Annotated in this window: 14 protein-coding genes; 5 read left to right on the top strand and 9 right to left on the bottom strand. The window is 69.8% G+C overall.

The window, feature by feature from the left end; all coding sequences use genetic code 11:
• Positions 1-139: 139 nt before the first annotated feature.
• Positions 140-1,312, top strand: a complete 1,173-nt coding sequence (locus ABZT49_RS01620) for a zinc-dependent alcohol dehydrogenase (protein WP_355282142.1) — start codon at positions 140-142, stop codon at positions 1,310-1,312.
• Between the two features lie 11 nt (positions 1,313-1,323).
• A complete protein-coding gene (locus tag ABZT49_RS01615) occupies positions 1,324-1,881 on the top strand; it encodes a cyclase dehydrase (protein WP_355282139.1) in 558 nt (185 codons plus the stop codon).
• Between the two features lie 167 nt (positions 1,882-2,048).
• On the opposite strand, the gene ABZT49_RS01610 is transcribed toward ABZT49_RS01615, so the two are convergent.
• A complete protein-coding gene (locus ABZT49_RS01610; protein WP_162596075.1) occupies positions 2,049-2,213 on the bottom strand; it encodes a hypothetical protein in 165 nt (54 codons plus the stop codon).
• Positions 2,214-2,524: 311 nt separating this feature from the next.
• Here ABZT49_RS01610 and ABZT49_RS01605 point away from each other — a divergent pair, with 311 nt between their 5' ends.
• Complete coding sequence (locus ABZT49_RS01605) at positions 2,525-3,442, top strand: hypothetical protein (RefSeq protein ID WP_355282136.1); 918 nt, start codon at positions 2,525-2,527, stop codon at positions 3,440-3,442.
• A gap of 236 nt (positions 3,443-3,678) precedes the next feature.
• Positions 3,679-4,515, top strand: coding sequence for a cyclase family protein (locus ABZT49_RS01600; RefSeq protein ID WP_407943431.1), 837 nt, complete (start codon positions 3,679-3,681; stop codon positions 4,513-4,515).
• A 110-nt stretch (positions 4,516-4,625) separates the two neighbouring features.
• On the opposite strand, the gene ABZT49_RS01595 is transcribed toward ABZT49_RS01600, so the two are convergent.
• Positions 4,626-6,248 carry a hybrid sensor histidine kinase/response regulator gene (locus tag ABZT49_RS01595; RefSeq protein ID WP_355282130.1) on the bottom strand — a complete coding sequence of 541 codons (1,623 nt, stop codon included), beginning with the start codon at positions 6,246-6,248 and terminating at the stop codon, positions 4,626-4,628.
• 372 nt (positions 6,249-6,620) lie between these two features.
• On the opposite strand from ABZT49_RS01595, the gene ABZT49_RS01590 reads away from it, so the two are divergent.
• Positions 6,621-7,148: a peroxiredoxin gene (locus tag ABZT49_RS01590; protein WP_355282129.1), complete on the top strand. Its 528-nt coding sequence runs from the start codon at positions 6,621-6,623 to the stop codon at positions 7,146-7,148.
• On the opposite strand, the gene lpxB is transcribed toward ABZT49_RS01590, so the two are convergent.
• From lpxB to rseP, 7 genes are all read right to left on the bottom strand, one after another.
• Positions 7,135-8,331, bottom strand: coding sequence for a lipid-A-disaccharide synthase (gene lpxB / locus ABZT49_RS01585; RefSeq protein ID WP_355282126.1), 1,197 nt, complete (start codon positions 8,329-8,331; stop codon positions 7,135-7,137). The genes ABZT49_RS01590 and lpxB overlap by 14 nt on opposite strands.
• Positions 8,328-9,242 (bottom strand): UDP-2,3-diacylglucosamine diphosphatase LpxI domain-containing protein, encoded by a 915-nt coding sequence (locus tag ABZT49_RS01580; protein ID WP_355282124.1) that lies wholly within the window; start codon positions 9,240-9,242, stop codon positions 8,328-8,330. The genes lpxB and ABZT49_RS01580 overlap by 4 nt, the downstream gene beginning before the upstream one ends.
• 13 nt (positions 9,243-9,255) lie before the next feature.
• Positions 9,256-10,074 carry an acyl-ACP--UDP-N-acetylglucosamine O-acyltransferase gene (lpxA, locus tag ABZT49_RS01575; protein WP_355282121.1) on the bottom strand — a complete coding sequence of 273 codons (819 nt, stop codon included), beginning with the start codon at positions 10,072-10,074 and terminating at the stop codon, positions 9,256-9,258.
• On the bottom strand, positions 10,071-10,526 hold the full coding sequence (fabZ, locus tag ABZT49_RS01570) for a 3-hydroxyacyl-ACP dehydratase FabZ (RefSeq protein WP_395413591.1): 456 nt from the start codon (positions 10,524-10,526) through the stop codon (positions 10,071-10,073). The genes lpxA and fabZ overlap by 4 nt, the downstream gene beginning before the upstream one ends.
• A gap of 237 nt (positions 10,527-10,763) precedes the next feature.
• The gene (gene lpxD, locus ABZT49_RS01565; protein WP_355282116.1) at positions 10,764-11,819 is read right to left on the bottom strand and encodes a UDP-3-O-(3-hydroxymyristoyl)glucosamine N-acyltransferase; all 1,056 of its coding nucleotides are present in this window, start codon (positions 11,817-11,819) and stop codon (positions 10,764-10,766) included.
• Positions 11,820-11,997: 178 nt separating this feature from the next.
• Positions 11,998-14,538 carry an outer membrane protein assembly factor BamA gene (bamA, locus tag ABZT49_RS01560; protein ID WP_355282113.1) on the bottom strand — a complete coding sequence of 847 codons (2,541 nt, stop codon included), beginning with the start codon at positions 14,536-14,538 and terminating at the stop codon, positions 11,998-12,000.
• Between the two features lie 353 nt (positions 14,539-14,891).
• The gene (gene rseP / locus ABZT49_RS01555; protein ID WP_355282111.1) at positions 14,892-16,052 is read right to left on the bottom strand and encodes an RIP metalloprotease RseP; all 1,161 of its coding nucleotides are present in this window, start codon (positions 16,050-16,052) and stop codon (positions 14,892-14,894) included.
• Positions 16,053-16,164: the final 112 nt, after the last annotated feature.

Here is a 16,164-nt window from a genome sequence, read left to right as displayed (position 1 = left end):
AACAGGCCCAACGCTGATCGGTTGTCCGGGCATCGCCGCCTACCGGTAGGGAGTATGAGCATCCCGGCCGGCGAGCGGTCCGTGCGCGCGGACAGCCAATCCCGGTCTCCGCGGCACGAGCCCCGGAGACCGATCAGCGATGAAGGCCCTCGTCTGGCACGGCACTGCGGATATCCGCTGCGACACGGTCCCCGATCCGACGATTGAGGACGGGCGCGACGCGATCATCAAGGTGACCTCCTGCGCCATCTGCGGCTCCGACCTGCACCTCTACGACCACTTCATGCCGGGCATGAAGTCGGGCGACATCATGGGCCATGAGACCATGGGCGAGGTGGTCGAGGTCGGCCGGGACAACAGGTCGCTCAAGGTCGGCGACCGGATCGTGGTGCCGTTCACCATCATCTGCGGCCAGTGCGAGCAGTGCAAGCGCGGCAACTTCTCGGTCTGCGAGCGCACCAACCGCAACGCCAAGCTCGCCGAGACCGCCTTCGGCCACACCACCGCGGGCCTGTTCGGCTACACCCACCTCACCGGCGGCTATGCCGGCGGCCAGGCCGAGTACCTGCGGGTACCCTTCGCCGACGCCACCCACATCAAGGTGCCCAACGGCATCCCGGACGAGAAGCTCCTCTTTCTCTCCGACATCTTCCCGACCGGCTGGCAGGCTGCGGTGCAGTGCGACATCCAGCCGGAGGATACCGTGGCGATCTGGGGCTGCGGCCCGGTCGGCCAGATGGCGATCCGTTCGGCGATCCTGCTCGGCGCAAGGCGCGTCATCGCCATCGACCGGGTGCCGGAGCGCCTGACCATGGCCCGGGCCGGCGGCGCCGAGACGATCGACCTCACGCAAGAATCCAACGTCGTCGCCAAGCTCAACGACATGACCGACGGCAAGGGGCCGGAGAAGTGCATCGATTCGGTCGGGATGGAGGCGCACGCCACCTCCTCGCTCGACGCGATCTACGACCGTGCCAAGCAGGCGGTGATGCTGGAGAGCGACCGGCCGCACGTGCTGCGCCAGATGATCATGGCCTGCCGCCCGGCCGGCGTGCTGTCGATCCCCGGCGTCTATGGCGGCCTGATCGACAAGGTGCCGTTCGGCGCGGCGATGAACAAGGGCCTGACCTTCCGGATGGGGCAGACCCACGTCAACCGCTGGACCGACGACCTGCTGCGGCGGATCGAGGAGGGGCAGATCGACCCGTCCTTCGTCATCACCCATACGGTGGGGCTGGAGCAGGGGCCGGAGATGTACCGGACGTTCCGGGACAAGCAGGACGGCTGCATCAAGGTGATGATCCGGCCATGAGAGAGTCAGCCATGACGAGCTCAGCCATGAAGCGCACCGTCGATCCCCGCTCCCGCTCCGCGCATGACGCGCTGGCCCGCGGCCTCGGCTGGTTCTCGATCGGCCTCGGCGTCGCCGAGATCCTGGCGCCCCGGGCCCTGTGCCGGGCGCTCGGCCTGGAGGGCCGGGAAGCCCTGATCCAGGCCTACGGCGCCCGCGAGGTCGCCACCGGCGCCGCGATCCTGATGAGCCACGACCCCACCCCGTGGATCTGGGGCCGGGTCGCGGGCGACGCCCTCGACCTTGCCACCCTGGCGACCGGCTTCGAGGGCGACAACCCCCGCGCCGGCACCCTGGCGCTCGCCACCGCGGCGGTGGCTGGCGTGACGCTCGCCGACATCGTCTGCGTCCAGGGTCTCGCCGCCGACAAGCGCCCGGCGAATCGGGGTGCTTACGAGTACCACAACCGCAGCGGCTTCCCCCGCGGCCTCGCTGCCGCCCACGGCGCCGCCCGCGACTTCGCGGTGCCGCGGGACTTCCGCATTCCCGGCCCGCTGCGACCCTGGCGCGACGGCCGGCCGGCGGCTTGAAAGCGGTTCGAAGCAGAGACTTTCTCTTCCGTCCCACCCGCAACCTCATCCTGAGGCGCTGCTGCGCGCAGCAGCACCTCAGGATGAGGTCGTGAGTGGGAAAGGCCTGAATCCAAAACGAAAGGGCCGCCTCGCGGCGGCCCTCCAGCCCCGATCGGGGAAAACCCTTACTCCTTGTCGCCGCGATGGATGCCCTTGTCGCGGTTCTCCTTCAGGCGGCCGTCATCCGAGTGCTGGACGGTGCCCTGGTTCGGCGCATCCGGATTCTTGTGGTTGTGGCGGGTGTTGTCGTCAGTATTGTGCGACTGAGACTGCTGCTTCTTGTCCGCCATTTTCGTATCTCCCGTGATCTGCGGCGTGCCGCCGTGAGTGTTTCGATAACATATGAGCGGATGGCGGGTTCCTGGGCGAATCGCACGACTGTGCAGAGACGAGCGCGACATTCCGCCGGTGCGCGTACGGTGTCGCAGGGGACTGGACGGATCTTGCTGTCGAGCCATGGCCGGCGGGCGCGTTTGGCTGATCGAATGCCCTCGCGGCCGCCCACCGATCCGCCCACGGCCTCGGTCGGATCGACGCCGTTGACGCACGAAATGGCCAGCTCTATCAGTTATAGCATTAGCTATAATGATGAGCCCTTGCGATGCGCCAAGCCCGTTCCCCTGTCCCGCCCGGCGCTGCCGCCATCATCCTGGCCTGTCTGGCGATCGGGCAGGGCGTCCATCGCGCCGGTGCCCAATCCCTTCCAACCGCCGCCGAGAACCTGACCCCCGGCGACATCGACAGCGAGCACCTGTTCGGCTTCGTCGAGGGCAGCGACCTCGGCGTGCCTGGTGAGGCGGAGCTGGAATGGGAGACGAGCGGACGGCTCGGCAAGCGCCTGGGCCGCTTCCTCGCCGTCGACAGCGGCCTCGCCCTGAAGATGCCTCTATCGAACGATTTTCGCCTGGCGCCGGGCGTCACCTTCAACGCCTACGACATCGGCACCGCCGGCGGCCCGGCCCGCACCACGGGCGGCGTCAACGGCGGCTTCCTCGAGACCCGCCTGCGCCTGCTCGACCGCCGCGCCGCGCCGTTCGGCCTCACGCTCAGCATCGTGCCGGCCTACGGCACCGTCGATGGTGGTTCGGGCGCGCCCGTGCGCAGCTTCGGGACGGATATCGGTCTCTTGGCCGACCGCGAGCTGATTCCCGGCAAGCTGGTCGCGGCGGTGAATCTCGGCTTCGCCTTCGCGTCGACGCGGCTCGGCGCCTCGAGCGAACAAGTCCGCGGATCGGGCATCGAGGCCGCCGCCGCCCTGTCCTACCAGATCCGGCCCGGCCTCTTCGCCGGGGCCGAGGCGCGCTACGCCCGGACCTACGAGGGCCTGGCGCTCGGCCGGCTCGCCGGGGAGGCGCTCTATCTCGGGCCGACGCTCTACACGACCCTCTCGCCGCAGGCCTGGGCCTCGTTCACCTGGAGCTTCCAGGTCGCCGGCCGGGCGGCGGACGAGCCGGGCCCCCTCGACCTGTCGAGCTTCGACCGGCACCAGATGCGCCTGCGCGTCGGCTACAATTTCTGAGTGCCGGCGAGGCGGCCAAATGTCTCCGATCCGGATTGGCGGAGCGGCCTGTTCCGGGGCGAACCCTGCGGAAACATGACGAGATCTCCCGGTCAAGACTATCGGGGAAGCTGACGCGACGTGGACGTGAACGAACCGTATGGTACATTGATGGAGGCAGAGGTCGGATGTCCCGTCGCGGTCCGTGGCGGGTCATGCCCGCTGCCGCCAACGACAAGGTCATCGAGGAAACGACCATGTGCCCGACGGGATGTTTCAACGCCATCTGCCGCAAAGCCACCCGCCGCGGCCTGCTGAAGACCGGCTTCGCGGCCGTCGCCGTCGCATCGGCCGGATTTCCGCCGGACGCGGGAGCCGCACCGGCCGCGCCGGCCGTAACGCGTAGCTTCACCGACGTCGTCGACCTGACGCACGCCCTCTATGAGGGATTTCCGACGTTCGACGGGTCCAAGTGGTTCACGATGGAGCCCGTCTTCACCTACGCCAAGGAGAAGCTGAACATCAATCGCTGGACCCTGATGGAGCATACGGGGACCCACATGGATGCGCCGCTCCACTTCTCCGCCGACGGGATGAGCGTCGACCTGCTCCCGGTGACGGACCTCGTCGTGCCGCTCGCGGTCATCGACATCGCCGCCAGGGCGCAGGACAACCCAGACAGCGCCGTCACGCCCGACGACATCAAGGCCTGGGAGACCAAGCACGGTCCGCTGCCCGAAGGGTGCTGCGTCGCCATGCATTCGGGCTGGGGGCGGCTCCTCGCCTCGCCGCGCTTCGTCGGCCGCGATGCGCAGGGCAAGAACCACACGCCTGGCTTCCACGGCGAGACGGCCCACATGCTCCTGACCGAGCGCAAGGTGAAGGGGCTCGGCGTCGACACGCTGTCCCTCGACCTCGGCATCGAGACCGGCTCGTTCCCGGTACACTATTCCTGGCTGCCGAGCGGACGATGGGGCGTGGAATGCCTCGCCAATCTCGACACCCTGCCGGCGAAGGGCGCCCATCTCGTCCTGGGCGGCCCCAAGGTGAAGGGCGCGACCGGCGGTCCCAGTCGCGTGATGGCGCTGGTCTAGAGCATCTTTCGACGAAGCGGATTCCGGTTCGTCGGAGAAAATGGGACAAACTCGAAGATCTGAAGAACTTCGCGATGGCAGCGCGATCGCGAAGTGCTCCAGAGCAGCGATCAACCCACCCCCGTCGGCCCATCCAGGGTCAGCCGCACCCGCCGCGCCAGCTCCATCCGCCGGTACGGCTTGTTGATGATCTCGAACTCGCTGCCGCCGGCATCCGTGCGCTCGATCGAGGCCTCGGCGTAGCCGGTGGTCAGCAGCACCTTGATCCGCGGCTGGCGCTCGCGGGCGGCGCGGGCCAGCAGCACGCCGTTCATGCCGCCGGGCATGATCAGGTCGGAGAACAGCAGGTCGACCTTGCCGCTGCTGTCGAGGAGGTCGAGCGCCTCCTCGGCGCCGTGGGCGACGAGCACCGTGTAGCCGAAATCGTCCAGGATCACCTTTGCCGTCGCGGCGACGTCCGGGCGGTCGTCGACCACCAGGATTGTCTCGGTGCCGGTGCGGTCGGCCGCCCGCGAGGCCGGGCGGCGCTCGGTCGCGACGGCCTGGTCGGTCGCCGGGAAGAGCAGGCGTACGGTCGTGCCCTGGCCGATCTCGGAGGTGATCCGCACCGTGCCGCCGGACTGCTTGGCGAAGCCGTAGACCATGGCGAGGCCGAGGCCCGTGCCGCGCCCCTCCTCCTTGGTGGTGAAGAACGGCTCCATCACCCGTGCCAGGATCTCGGGCGGCATGCCGAGGCCGGTATCCTGCATCTGCACCACCGCGTAGGGGCCCGGCCGCACCAGCAGCAGCAGGGCCATCTCGTCGTCGATGGTCAGGTTCTCGGTCCTGATCGTCACCGTGCCGCCGCCCGGCATCGCGTCGCGGGCGTTGAGCAGCACGTTGAGCAGCGCCACCTCGGCCTGGGTCGGGTCGATGCGGCAGTTCCAGAGATCCGGCGCGAGCTCGGTCTTCACCACGACGTGGTCGCCCAGCGTGCGCCCGGTGATCTCGTTCATGCCGCGCACGAGGGTGTTGAGGTTGAGCGCCCGGCCGTCGAGGCGCTGCTTGCGGGCGAAGGCGAGGAGCTGGTGCGTGAGGCGCGCCGCCCGGTCGGTCGCGGCGCGGATGGCTTCACCCGCGCCCGTCAGCCGGCTCGCATCGATCCGCGGATGCTCGGCGAGCGCCAGCACCACGTCGGTGTAGCCGCTGATGACCTGGAGCAGGTTGTTGAAGTCGTGCGCGATGCCGCCGGTGAGCTGCCCCAGCGCCTCCATCTTCTGGGCCTGGTGCAGGGCCTGCTCGGCGTCGCGCCGGCGCGACACATCGAGCTGCGAGCCGAAGAAATAAACCAGCTCGCCCTTCTTGTCGTAGACCGGCGAGATGAACAGCGCGTTCCAGAAGGTCGAGCCGTCCTTGCGGTAGTTCAGGATCTCGGTCGCGATCTCCTTCCGCTCGGCGATGGCGCGGCGGACCTCCGCCACCGTCTCGCGGTCGGTCTCGGGACCTTGCAGGAAGCGGCAATTGCTGCCGACCAGATCCTCCGGCCGGTAGCCGGTCATGCGCAGGAAGGCCTGGTTGGCGAAGACGATCGGGTTGTCCGGCTGGTGCGGATCGGTCACGATCATCGGCATCCGCGTCGTCTCGACGGCGGCGAAGAAGATATCCGAATGGGTGTCGTGAACGGCGCGCGGGCCGCGCACGGTGACGGCGGGCCCCAGGCCGCCGAGATCCGGCTTCTCCGCTATGTCCACCATCCGTTACCCCCATGCCGTTTCTGAGCCACGCGGCACGCGGTCCGGCCTCAGTCACCCGCGATCAGATAGGCACCGACCGCGAAGATCAACCGACCCCAAAGGATAGCGCACGATTTTCAGCAGCGCGACTTTGCCGCGGTTTGATTCCGGAACGAAATGATCCGAGAAGTGACGGCAGGGAGAAGCGATCTCGTCTGGAACAAAGGCTTCGGCTTAGTCCCGGACAAACCCATTCTCGGCGATCGAACAGAGCCGGAGGGCGGATGATCCGGCCTCGCCCCCGCTCCGCGTCCCGGACGATGTTTGCCGTGGCGGCGAACCGGCCGCGGGGTTAGGCTCGTGGCGCCCGTTTCGCTTGCCCGCGAGGTTTCGATGCAGCCCGCCACCGTGCCGGACGTGACCTTCCACATCCGCGTCAGGAACGAGGCCCTCGGCGGCCCCAACCCGTTCGAGTGGAAGGACCTCACCTCCGCCGAGGTGTTCGGCGGCCGCAACATCGTGCTGTTCGCGCTCCCCGGCGCCTTCACGCCGGCCTGCTCCGACGACCACCTGCCGGGCTACGAGCAGCACGCCGACGATTTTTCCACCCTCGGCATCGACCAGGTGGTCTGCCTGTCGGTCAACGACGCCTTCGTGATGTTCCAGTGGGCCAGGTCCAAGGGAATCGAGAAGGTGTTCATGCTGCCCGACGGCAATGCCGACTTCACGCGCCAGATGGGCATGCTGGTCAAGCGCGGCCGCCAGGGCATGGGGATGCGCAGCTGGCGCTACTCCATGCATGTCGAGGACGGCACGATCCGGAAGATGTTTGTTGAGCCCGGCTTTCGCGACGACCCGCCGGGCGTCGGCCTCGCGGTTTCGGATGCCGGGACGATGCTCGATTACCTCAAGAGCCGGTAGAGGACCGCCGACGGGCCGCCGCCAGCACGATTCGCGCCGCGCTGCGGCTCGGGTCGTCGCCGTCGGGCAGCCGCATCGTGGCGTCGAGGCGGGCGAGCGCCGCCTCCTGTGCCGCCCGGGCCGGGCCCTCGGGCAGGAGCAGGGCTAAAGCCGCCGCCAGCCGCTCCGGGGTGCACTCGGCCTGAATCAGCTCGGGGATCGCGTTCTCGCCCAGGATCAGGTTCGGCAGCACGATCGTCGGCACCTGGATCAGGCGGCGCACGATCACCTCCTCGATCTTCGGCACCTGGTAGGCCACCACCATCGGCACGCCGGAAAGCGCCAGTTCGAGCGTCACCGTGCCGGAGGCGGCGAGCGCCGCGCGGGCCCGCCGGAAGGTCGCGAGCTTGTCGGCCTCGCCGTCGATCAGGCGCGGGCGCACGGGCCAGGAGGCGGAGAGGCGTTCGATCAGGGCGCGGTGGCGCGTCACCGCCGGCAGCTCGACCGTGAAGGCGTGGCCTTGCGCCTGTACGCGCGCCAGCGCCGCGCCGAAGATCGGCATCAGCCGCTCGATCTCGGAGCGGCGCGAGCCGGGCAGCACCGCCAGCACCGGGGAGGGGCCTTGGCGGGACGCGGCCTCGGCCGGGCCCGGCCGCAAGTCCCCCAAGCGCTCGATCAGCGGGTGGCCGACATAGGTGCAGGTGGGCCCGCCGAGGCGGCGATGGGCGTCGGGCTCGAACGGCAGCAGGGCGAGCACGTGGTCGATGTAGCCGCGCATGGTCTTCGCCCGCCACGGGCGCCAGGCCCAGACGCTCGGGCTGACGTAATCGACCACGGGCAGGTCCGGCACCTGCCGGCGGACCCGGCTCGCCACCGCGTGGGTGAAGCCCGGGCTGTCGATGATGACGAGCACGTCGGGACGGGCCGCCACGCAGGCCCGCACGGTCTGGCGGATGCGGCGCATCAGGAGGCGGATCCGCGCCGCCACTGCGAGGTAGCCGATCACCGCCACGTCCTCGAGCGGGAACAGCGAGTCCATCCCCTCCGCCGCCATCGCGTCGCCGCCGACGCCGGCGAGGACGAGGGGCCGGTCGGAGAGGGCACGCAGCGAGCGGATCAGCTTGGCGCCGAGCTGGTCGCCGGATTCCTCGCCGGCCACCAGCCACACGGTGAGAGGACGCTCAAGGTCGGGATGCGCGCTCAACGGGCGGGCTCCGGATCGGGCGGCAGGGAATCGGGGGGAGAGGGGTCGGGGGGCAAGCCGAGGAGGAAGAGGCCGAGCCGGTCGGCGAGCGCCACCGTCTCCGCCCGGTCGAGCACCAGGGTGTCGCCGGCCCCGACCGCGATGCCGAGGCAGCCCGCCTCCGCCGCGCGCTGGACCGTGCGCGGGCCGATCGCCGGCAGGTCGACGCGCAGGTCCTGGCCGTCCTTCGCGCGCTTGACCAGCACCATCCCGGCGGGCGGACGCCCGAGGCCGAAGGGGCGGCGGGCGAGCGCCCGGGCCCGGGCCAGCATCCGGTCGGTGCCTTCGGGCCCCTCGACCGCCAGCACCCGCCGGCTCGCCACCACGGCGGCCTGGCCGACATCGTGCGGCGACAGGCTGGCGAGCAGCGCCCGGCCGGCCGCGACCGAGGCCTCCGCCGCCTCGTCCGGCCCGAGGGCCCCGAGGCGGCCTTGCGGCGCCATCAGGTTCGGCGCGAGATCGCGCACGCCGAGCACCTGCAAGCCGTGCTCCTCCAGGAGCGCCAGCACGCCGCGCAGCAGGTGGTCGTCGCCGCCCGACGCCAGCGAGCGCAGGGTGTCGCGGTTGCGGTAGGCGGCGAGCGTGTTGAGGAGAGCCGCGGGGCTCGGCCGCGCCACGGCGCCGGCCAGCGTCACTCCGGCGGGCGCCCAGGCGCTCAAGGTGTCGAGGGCGCCGCGCACGTCGAGGAGGTCGACCGTGGCGTCGGCCCGCCGCCGCGTCGCCGGATCGGCGAAGCCCCGGATCGCCAGCACGCGGCAGGAGCGCCCGGCCCGGTCGAGGGAGGCGGCGATGAGGAGCGGCAGCCGGCCGGCCCCAGCCACGATCGCGACCGGGCCCGTCGCGGTCGAAGGCCGCACCGCCGCGGCGGCCATTACACGGGGCTCGTCACGCAGGGCCCGGGGCCTCGCGCGGCGTGCAGACCGAGCGCTTGCCGCCCTCGCGGATGAAGGCGAGGATCTCCTGCACGATCGGGTGCTGGTCGAACTCCGTCGCCACGTCCTCGACCCGCTCCATCAGCGTGCCTTCGAGGGCGAAGAGCAGGCGGTAGGCCTTGCGGAGCGCGTGGATCTCCTCGCGGGAGAAGCCGCGGCGCTGCAGCCCGATGATGTTGAGCCCCGACAGGTGGGCGCGGTTGCCCACCGCCATGCCGTAGGGGATCAGGTCGTTCTCCAGCCCCGACAGGCCGCCGACGAAGGCGTGCGCACCGACCCGGGCGAACTGGATCACCGCCGCGCCGCCGCCGAGGATCGCGTAGTCGCCGACCTGGCAATGGCCGGCCAGCATGACGTTGTTGGAGAACACGACGTGGTTGCCGACCCGGCAATCGTGGCCGACATGGCTGTTGGCGAGGAAGGCGCAGCCGTCGCCCACCACCGTGGTCAGCCCGCCGCCGGCGGTGCCGGGGTTCATCGTCACGCCCTCGCGGATCTGGCAATCGGCGCCGATCGTCAGGGTCGAGTCCTCGCCGCGGAACTTCAGGTCCTGCGGCGGATGGCCGATCGACGCGAAGGGGTAGATCCGGGTGCGCGGCCCGACCGTGGTGCGGCCCGCCACCGCGACGTGGCTCACCAGCCGCACCCCGTCCCCGAGCACGGCCTGCGGCCCGACATGGCAGAACGGCCCGATCTCGACGCCGGCGCCGATCACCGCACCGTCCTCCACCACCGCGCTCGGGTGGATGCGGGTCTCGAGGATGTCGCTCATTCCGTCACCAGCATCGCGCCGATCTCGGCCTCGGCCACCAGCACGCCGTTCACCTTGGCCTCGCCCTTGAACCACCACATGAAGCGGCGGTTGCTGGTCTTGCGCATGTGGTACTCGACCACGTCGCCGGGCACGACCGGCTTGCGGAACTTCGCCTTGTCGATGGTCATGAAGAAGACCTTGCTCGGCTTGGCGTCGCCCTTGAGCTTGTGGGCGCAGCAGATCGCGCCCGCGGTCTGGGCCATGCCCTCGATCAGGAGCACGCCGGGGAAGACCGGGGCGGCCGGGAAGTGGCCGGTGAAGTGCGGCTCGTTGATCGTGACGTTCTTGATGCCGATGCAGCTCTCGTCCCGGTCGATCTGCACGATCTTGTCGATCATCAGGAACGGGTAGCGGTGGGGCAGCAGCTCCATCACCCGCAGGATGTCGGCCGTACCCAATTCGGCAGGCATCTCGGTCATGGTGTCAGGCTCCCTCATGGCTGCCCCGGACGTGATCCGGTCGTCGGTGCGCCGTCTTTGGCGAGAAGCGGCGCGGATGCAAGCGATTTGCGGCGGGAGCGCGGCGGCCGGCTTCCTCCGTGGCGTCCCGGCTCGAGGCCGGGACGTCCGGCACATCGGCGCCGGCAGAAGGGGGCCTTGCGGGCTGGCCCGCGAGGCCGAACGCATTCGACCGCGCGGAACTCGGGTTCAGCCCTCGCCGCCCTCGTCGCGGGAGCGCGCCGCGAGGTTCTTGAGCGTCGTCATCTCGCGGAACCACTCGCGCACTGGCTTGGCCGGCGTGCCGCCCCAGCGGGCGCCCGCCGGCACGTCCTTGTTGATGTTGCTCGATCCGGCGATCTGGGCGCCCATGCCGATGCGCAGATGGCCCACCACCCCGACCTGGCCGCCGAGCACGACGTAATCCTCGAGCGTGGTCGAGCCCGAGATGCCGACCTGGGCGACGATGACGCAGTGGCGGCCGATGACGACGTTGTGGGCGATCTGCACCAAGTTGTCGATCTTCGTGCCCTCGCCCACCACCGTGTCGCGGCTGGCACCCCGGTCGATGGTGGTGTTGGCGCCGATCTCGACGTCATCCTGGATGATGACCCGGCCGACCTGCGGCACCTTGAGGTGGCCGCCCGGCCCCATGGCGAAGCCGAACCCGTCCTGGCCGATGCGGGCGCCGCCATGGACGATCACCCGGTTGCCCAGGAAGGCGTGCAGCACCGAGGCGTTGGGCCCGATGGCGCAACCCCGGCCGATCCGCACCCGCGGGCCGACGACGCAGCCCGCCGCCAGCACCGTCTCGGCGCCGATCTCGGCCTCGGGCCCGATCACCACGCCGGGATCGACCACCACGCCGGGTTCCAGCCGGGCGGTCGGGTGGACGAAGGAGCCCGGGGACACGCCGGTGGCGCCGAACAGCGAGACCGGGCGGGCGGCGCTCGGGAACAGCCGGGCCAGCACCGTCGCGAAACCCCGGTAGGCCTGCGGCGTCACGAGAGCGATCGTGCCCTCCGGTACCCGAGCGGCGAAGCGCGGGGTGACGAGGCAGGCCCGTGCCCGCGTGGCGCCGAGCGCGTCGGCGTATTTCGCGTTGTCCATGTAGGCGAGGTCGTCGGGACCGGCGCTCTCGAGGGGGCTGGCTGCCCGGATCACCGCCTCGCCGTCGGCGCCCGGCGGCAGGGCGGCGCCCGAGAGCGACGCGACCTCGCGCAAGGGGACGGGCCCCGCGAGGGGGAAGAAGACCGGTTCCGACATCGCCTGCATCCGCCTTGGCCCGGCGGCCGGATCGGGCCGGACCGCCATCCTCCCGTCGAGGGGAGGGCGCCCGGACTAACCGGTCGGGACGGAGGGCACAAACGAAAACGGCCGCGGAAGCTGCGCGCTCCGCGGCCGTCGATCGAAGCGGGGGCGCCGGCGGCGCCCCCGGATAGGGTCAGAAGCGCGAGCCGCCCGAGAAGCGGAAGGCCTGCGTCTGGTCCTTGCCGACCTTGCCGTAATAGGTGCCGTCGGCGCCGAACACCTTCTGGCCCTCGTCCTTCGAGAGGGCGTAGGCGTAGTCGAAGCGGATCGGGCCCAGCGGCGAGTTCCACAGGATCGAGGCGCCGACCGACGAGCGGATCGTGGCCTTGTCGCGGACGTTCACGCATTCCGGCTCGACGCCGATGGTGAGCGCGTTGAAGTTGCAGGCACCGCCGGGGGCGGTGCCGTTGATGAAGCCGTCGCGGTTCACGTCGAAGGCGCGGCTGCCCTTGTAGCCGAACAGCGTACCGGCATCGGCGAAGACCGCGCCCTTCAGGCCGAGATCGCGGGGCAGACCCCAGATCGGGAACTGCACCTCGACCGAGGCGCCGACATAGGTCGTGCCGCCAATCGCGTTCGAGCGGGCATCGGCGGAGCCGACGTCGCGCGGGCCGATGCCGTTCGGCGCGAAGCCGCGCACCAGCGACGGGCCGAGGAAGAACTGGTCGGTGACGCGCAGGGCATTGCCCTCGGTCGGCAGGACGTGGCCGCCCTGCACCTTCACGAAGCCGACGACGTCCTCGTACAGCTCCTTGTAGTACCGGGCCTCGCCGGTGACGCGGAAGAACTTCGAGTCGCCGCCGATGCCGGCATATTCGGGCTTCAACTCGCCGTAGAAGCCGTTGCGCGGCAGCTGCAGGTTGTCGAGGGTCGAGTAGGCGAGCGTCACGCCGGCGAGCGAGGTCAGCGTCGAACCGACCGCCTCCTTCAGCGCGATCGAGGCCTCGCCGTCGTAGGCGCAGTTCGGGTACTGCGCCAGGCCGCCGACATTCTGGCCGTTGATGATCGTGCCCGGATCCCAGGTCTTGGTGTAGCCCGGGATCGGGAACGAGCAGTCGTTGTACGGCCGCTTGAGCGTGTTCGGGATCTTCAGGTCGGTGTTGTAGATCGAGTAGCGCAGCGTGATGCCGAACTCCTCGGTGATCGGCAGGCCGAGGCGGAGCTGGCCGCCGACCACGTCGGTGATGTAGCGCGAGTAGCGGGTCTGGTCGCTGTACTTGTTGAAGACGTCGAAGCCGGCCGCCAGGCGGTAGCCGAGGAAGTACGGCTCGGTGAACGAGAAGTCGACGCCGCGGGTATACTGGCCGGCAGTGCCGGCGAGGCGGACATACTGGCCACGGCCGAGGAAGTTCGACTCCGAGACCGAGACCTCGCCGATGATCCCGTCCGCCGTCGAGTAGCCGCCGGCGACCGAGAACGAGCCGGTCGGTTGATCCTCGACGTCGATGTTGACGACGACGCGGTCGGGGGCGGAGCCGGGCTCGTTGGAGAACCGCACCTTCTTGAAGAAGCCGAGGCCGTTCAGGCGGCGCTCGGCCCGGTCGACCAGCACGCGGTTGTAGGCGTCGCCCTCGGTGAGGTCGAGCTCGCGCCGCACGACGTAGTCGCGGGTGCGGGTGTTGCCGCGCACGTTGATGCGCTCGATGTAGACCTTCGGGCCGTCCTCGACGATGTAGCCGAGGGCGACGGTGCCGGTGGCGCGGTCGCGCTCGCCGGTCGGGCGGACCTGCGCGAAGGGGTGGCCGGAGCGGGCGACCGAGGTGGTGACGCCGGTGAGCGTCTTCTCGACGTCCTCGGCATTGTAGACGTCGCCGACGCCGGTGCGCAGCTCGTCGCGCAGCACCGTGCCGTCGACGCCCGGGATGCGGGAATCGACCGAGACCGCGCCGACGCGGTACTGCTGGCCTTCCTCGACCGTGATGGTGATGATCCAGCCGCCGGCGGCGTCGTCGAAGCGCGAATCCGCCGAGGCGACCCGGAAGTCGGCGTAGCCGTTCTTCAGGTAGTAGCGCCGGATCAGGTCGAGGTCGTTGGCGAGCCGGTCGGGATCGTAGACGTCCGAGGTCTTGACGAAGCTGAGGAGGTTCATCTCCGACAGCGTCATCAGGTCCTTCAGACGGCCATCCGAGTAGACCTGGTTGCCGACGAAACGGATTTCCTTGACGCCGGTCTTGTCGCCCTCGTCGATCGCGTAGACGACGTCGACGCGGCCGTTCGGCAGGTCGACGGTGCGGACCGACACCTTGGCGAGGCCGCGACCGGCCCGGCGGTAGACCTCGCGGATGCGCTCGAGATCGGAATTGACCGTCGCCTGGCTGTAGGGCCCGCGCGACTTCGACTCGACGATGCTCTCGAGCGTCCCCTTCTCGACCTTCTTGTTGCCTTCGAAGAAGACGCGGTTGATCGTGTTGTTCTCGCGCACCGACACGACGATGCGACCGCCGTTGTGCGCCACGCGCACGTCGGAGAACATCCCGCTGGCGATCAGGTTGCGGCGGCCCTCCTCGGGCGACACGCCGACCACGTAGGAACGGACCGTCTCTGCGTCGATCCGGGTGTTGCCCTGAACGACAATCTGCTGCGCGAAGGCGCTGCCGCTGGCGGCGATGGTGGCGGCCATGACAATGGCGCCTCTCGCCGACGCACGCCGGCGCTTACCCGTCATCGACATCATCAAATGGCCCGTCTCATTTTTTGGCGGCACGGGTTTACACCCGCAGACGATCACCCTCTCGCGAGTGCGAAGGCCCCTGGTCCTAGCCTCGCTTCTATCGGGAATCCCCGGCGAAGCAAACGCCACGCTCCCGGCCGACAGGGATTTTGCCCACACGTTGCCTTCCGGTCACGGGCGCCATCCACGCTTTTCGCCCGTCAGAGTCAGCGCGCGATGAACGGCCCAGCCGGGCCAACGACCCGGAATGGCACGCATTCTAAGAAAATTGTCGGCATCCACGAAAAGAGCCGCCCGCGCGGTGCGGGCGGCTCTTTTCGTCCTGTGGAAGCGGGCTTCCGGAGGGGAGGGGGGTGTCAGGTGCCGCGGTTGAACGCGGCGCCGATGTGCAGGATGTCGTTCCAGGTCGCGAACAGCATCAGCATCAGCACCAGGGCGAGGCCGATGCGGAAGCCGATCTCCTGCGCCCGCTCGCTCAAGGGGCGGCCGCGCACGATCTCGACGGCGTAGAACATCAGGTGGCCGCCATCGAGCATCGGCACCGGGAAGAGGTTGATGAGCCCGATCGACACCGACAGGACCGCGATCAGCCCGACGAGCGCGCCAATGCCGCCGACCTTGGCAGCCTGCCCCGAGACCCGGGCGATGCCCATCGGCCCCGAGAGCTGGTCGGCGGATTCGCGCCCCGTGACCAGCTTGCCGATGTAGCTGAAGGTGCGGTCGACGACGAAGTAGGTCTCGAAGACGCCGATCTTCAGCGAATCGAGCGCGCCGTAGCGCACCAGCTTGACGTCGGCGGCGTCGCGCGGGCCCTGGATGCCTAGCCGCCCGATGCGCTGGGTGCCGAACGGGGTCTTGTCCTCGTAGACGTCCGGCGTCGCGGTGAGTGGGGTGGTGACCCCGCCGCGCTCCACCGTGAATTCGAGCCGGTCGCCGGCGGCGCCCGAGACGGTGCGCTGCATGTCGGCGAAGTTGGCGATCGGGCTGCCGTTGATCGTCAGCACCACGTCGCCGGCCTGGAAGCCGGCCCGGTCGGCCGCGCTGCCCGCCTGCACCGCCGAGACCCGGGGCGCCACCTCGTAGCGCCCGGTGGCGTAGACGGCGCCGGCGAAGACCGCGATCGCGAGGAGGAAGTTCGCGATCGGCCCCGCCGCCACGATGGCGACCCGCTTCCAGACGTTCTGGGCGTGGAAGCTGATCGCGTGGTCGGCCGGGTTCATGCGCGCCATCGCGTCCGAATCCGGCACGCTGGCGCCGTTCATGTCGCCGACGAACTTGACGTAGCCGCCGAGTGGGATCGCCGAAAGCTTCCAGCGCGTGCCGCGGCGATCGTTGAAGCCGACGATCTCCGGCCCGAAGCCGATCGAGAAGCTCGTCACTCCGACGCCGCACCACCGCCCGACCAGGAAATGGCCCATCTCGTGGATGAACACCACGACGGTGAGGACGAACAGGAACGGCACGATGTAGCCGAGCAGGTTCGTCGTCGCGCCGCCAACGACGTTGAGCAGATCCATGGTCACCTCGATGCGGCGCGGCGGGCCCTCCCTGGCCCGGCGCGGCCGCCTTGCCGATCCCCCTTCATACAGAGTCCCGGGGACGGCGAACAGAGCGCGAAACAGCCGAGGG

It is taken from the genome of Methylobacterium sp. EM32 (assembly GCF_040593685.1).
GTDB lineage: Bacteria > Pseudomonadota > Alphaproteobacteria > Rhizobiales > Beijerinckiaceae > Methylobacterium.
The sequence above is the reverse complement of the archived record's forward strand: the minus strand, read 5'-3'. Positions and strand labels throughout refer to the sequence as shown.

Bases quoted from the DNA above. Each gene is read 5' to 3' on its own strand.
- ABZT49_RS01620 (WP_355282142.1), top strand. From the start codon at position 140: ATGAAGGCCCTCGTCTGGCACGGCACTGCGGATATCCGCTGCGACACG.
- ABZT49_RS01615 (WP_355282139.1), top strand. From the start codon at position 1,324: ATGACGAGCTCAGCCATGAAGCGCACCGTCGATCCCCGCTCCCGCTCC.
- ABZT49_RS01610 (WP_162596075.1), bottom strand. From the start codon at position 2,213: ATGGCGGACAAGAAGCAGCAGTCTCAGTCGCACAATACTGACGACAAC.
- ABZT49_RS01605 (WP_355282136.1), top strand. From the start codon at position 2,525: ATGCGCCAAGCCCGTTCCCCTGTCCCGCCCGGCGCTGCCGCCATCATC.
- ABZT49_RS01600 (WP_407943431.1), top strand. From the start codon at position 3,679: ATGTGCCCGACGGGATGTTTCAACGCCATCTGCCGCAAAGCCACCCGC.
- ABZT49_RS01595 (WP_355282130.1), bottom strand. From the start codon at position 6,248: ATGGTGGACATAGCGGAGAAGCCGGATCTCGGCGGCCTGGGGCCCGCC.
- ABZT49_RS01590 (WP_355282129.1), top strand. From the start codon at position 6,621: ATGCAGCCCGCCACCGTGCCGGACGTGACCTTCCACATCCGCGTCAGG.
- ABZT49_RS01580 (WP_355282124.1), bottom strand. From the start codon at position 9,242: ATGGCCGCCGCGGCGGTGCGGCCTTCGACCGCGACGGGCCCGGTCGCG.
- lpxA (WP_355282121.1), bottom strand. From the start codon at position 10,074: ATGAGCGACATCCTCGAGACCCGCATCCACCCGAGCGCGGTGGTGGAG.
- fabZ (WP_395413591.1), bottom strand. From the start codon at position 10,526: ATGCCTGCCGAATTGGGTACGGCCGACATCCTGCGGGTGATGGAGCTG.
- lpxD (WP_355282116.1), bottom strand. From the start codon at position 11,819: ATGTCGGAACCGGTCTTCTTCCCCCTCGCGGGGCCCGTCCCCTTGCGC.
- bamA (WP_355282113.1), bottom strand. From the start codon at position 14,538: ATGATGTCGATGACGGGTAAGCGCCGGCGTGCGTCGGCGAGAGGCGCC.
- rseP (WP_355282111.1), bottom strand. From the start codon at position 16,052: ATGGATCTGCTCAACGTCGTTGGCGGCGCGACGACGAACCTGCTCGGC.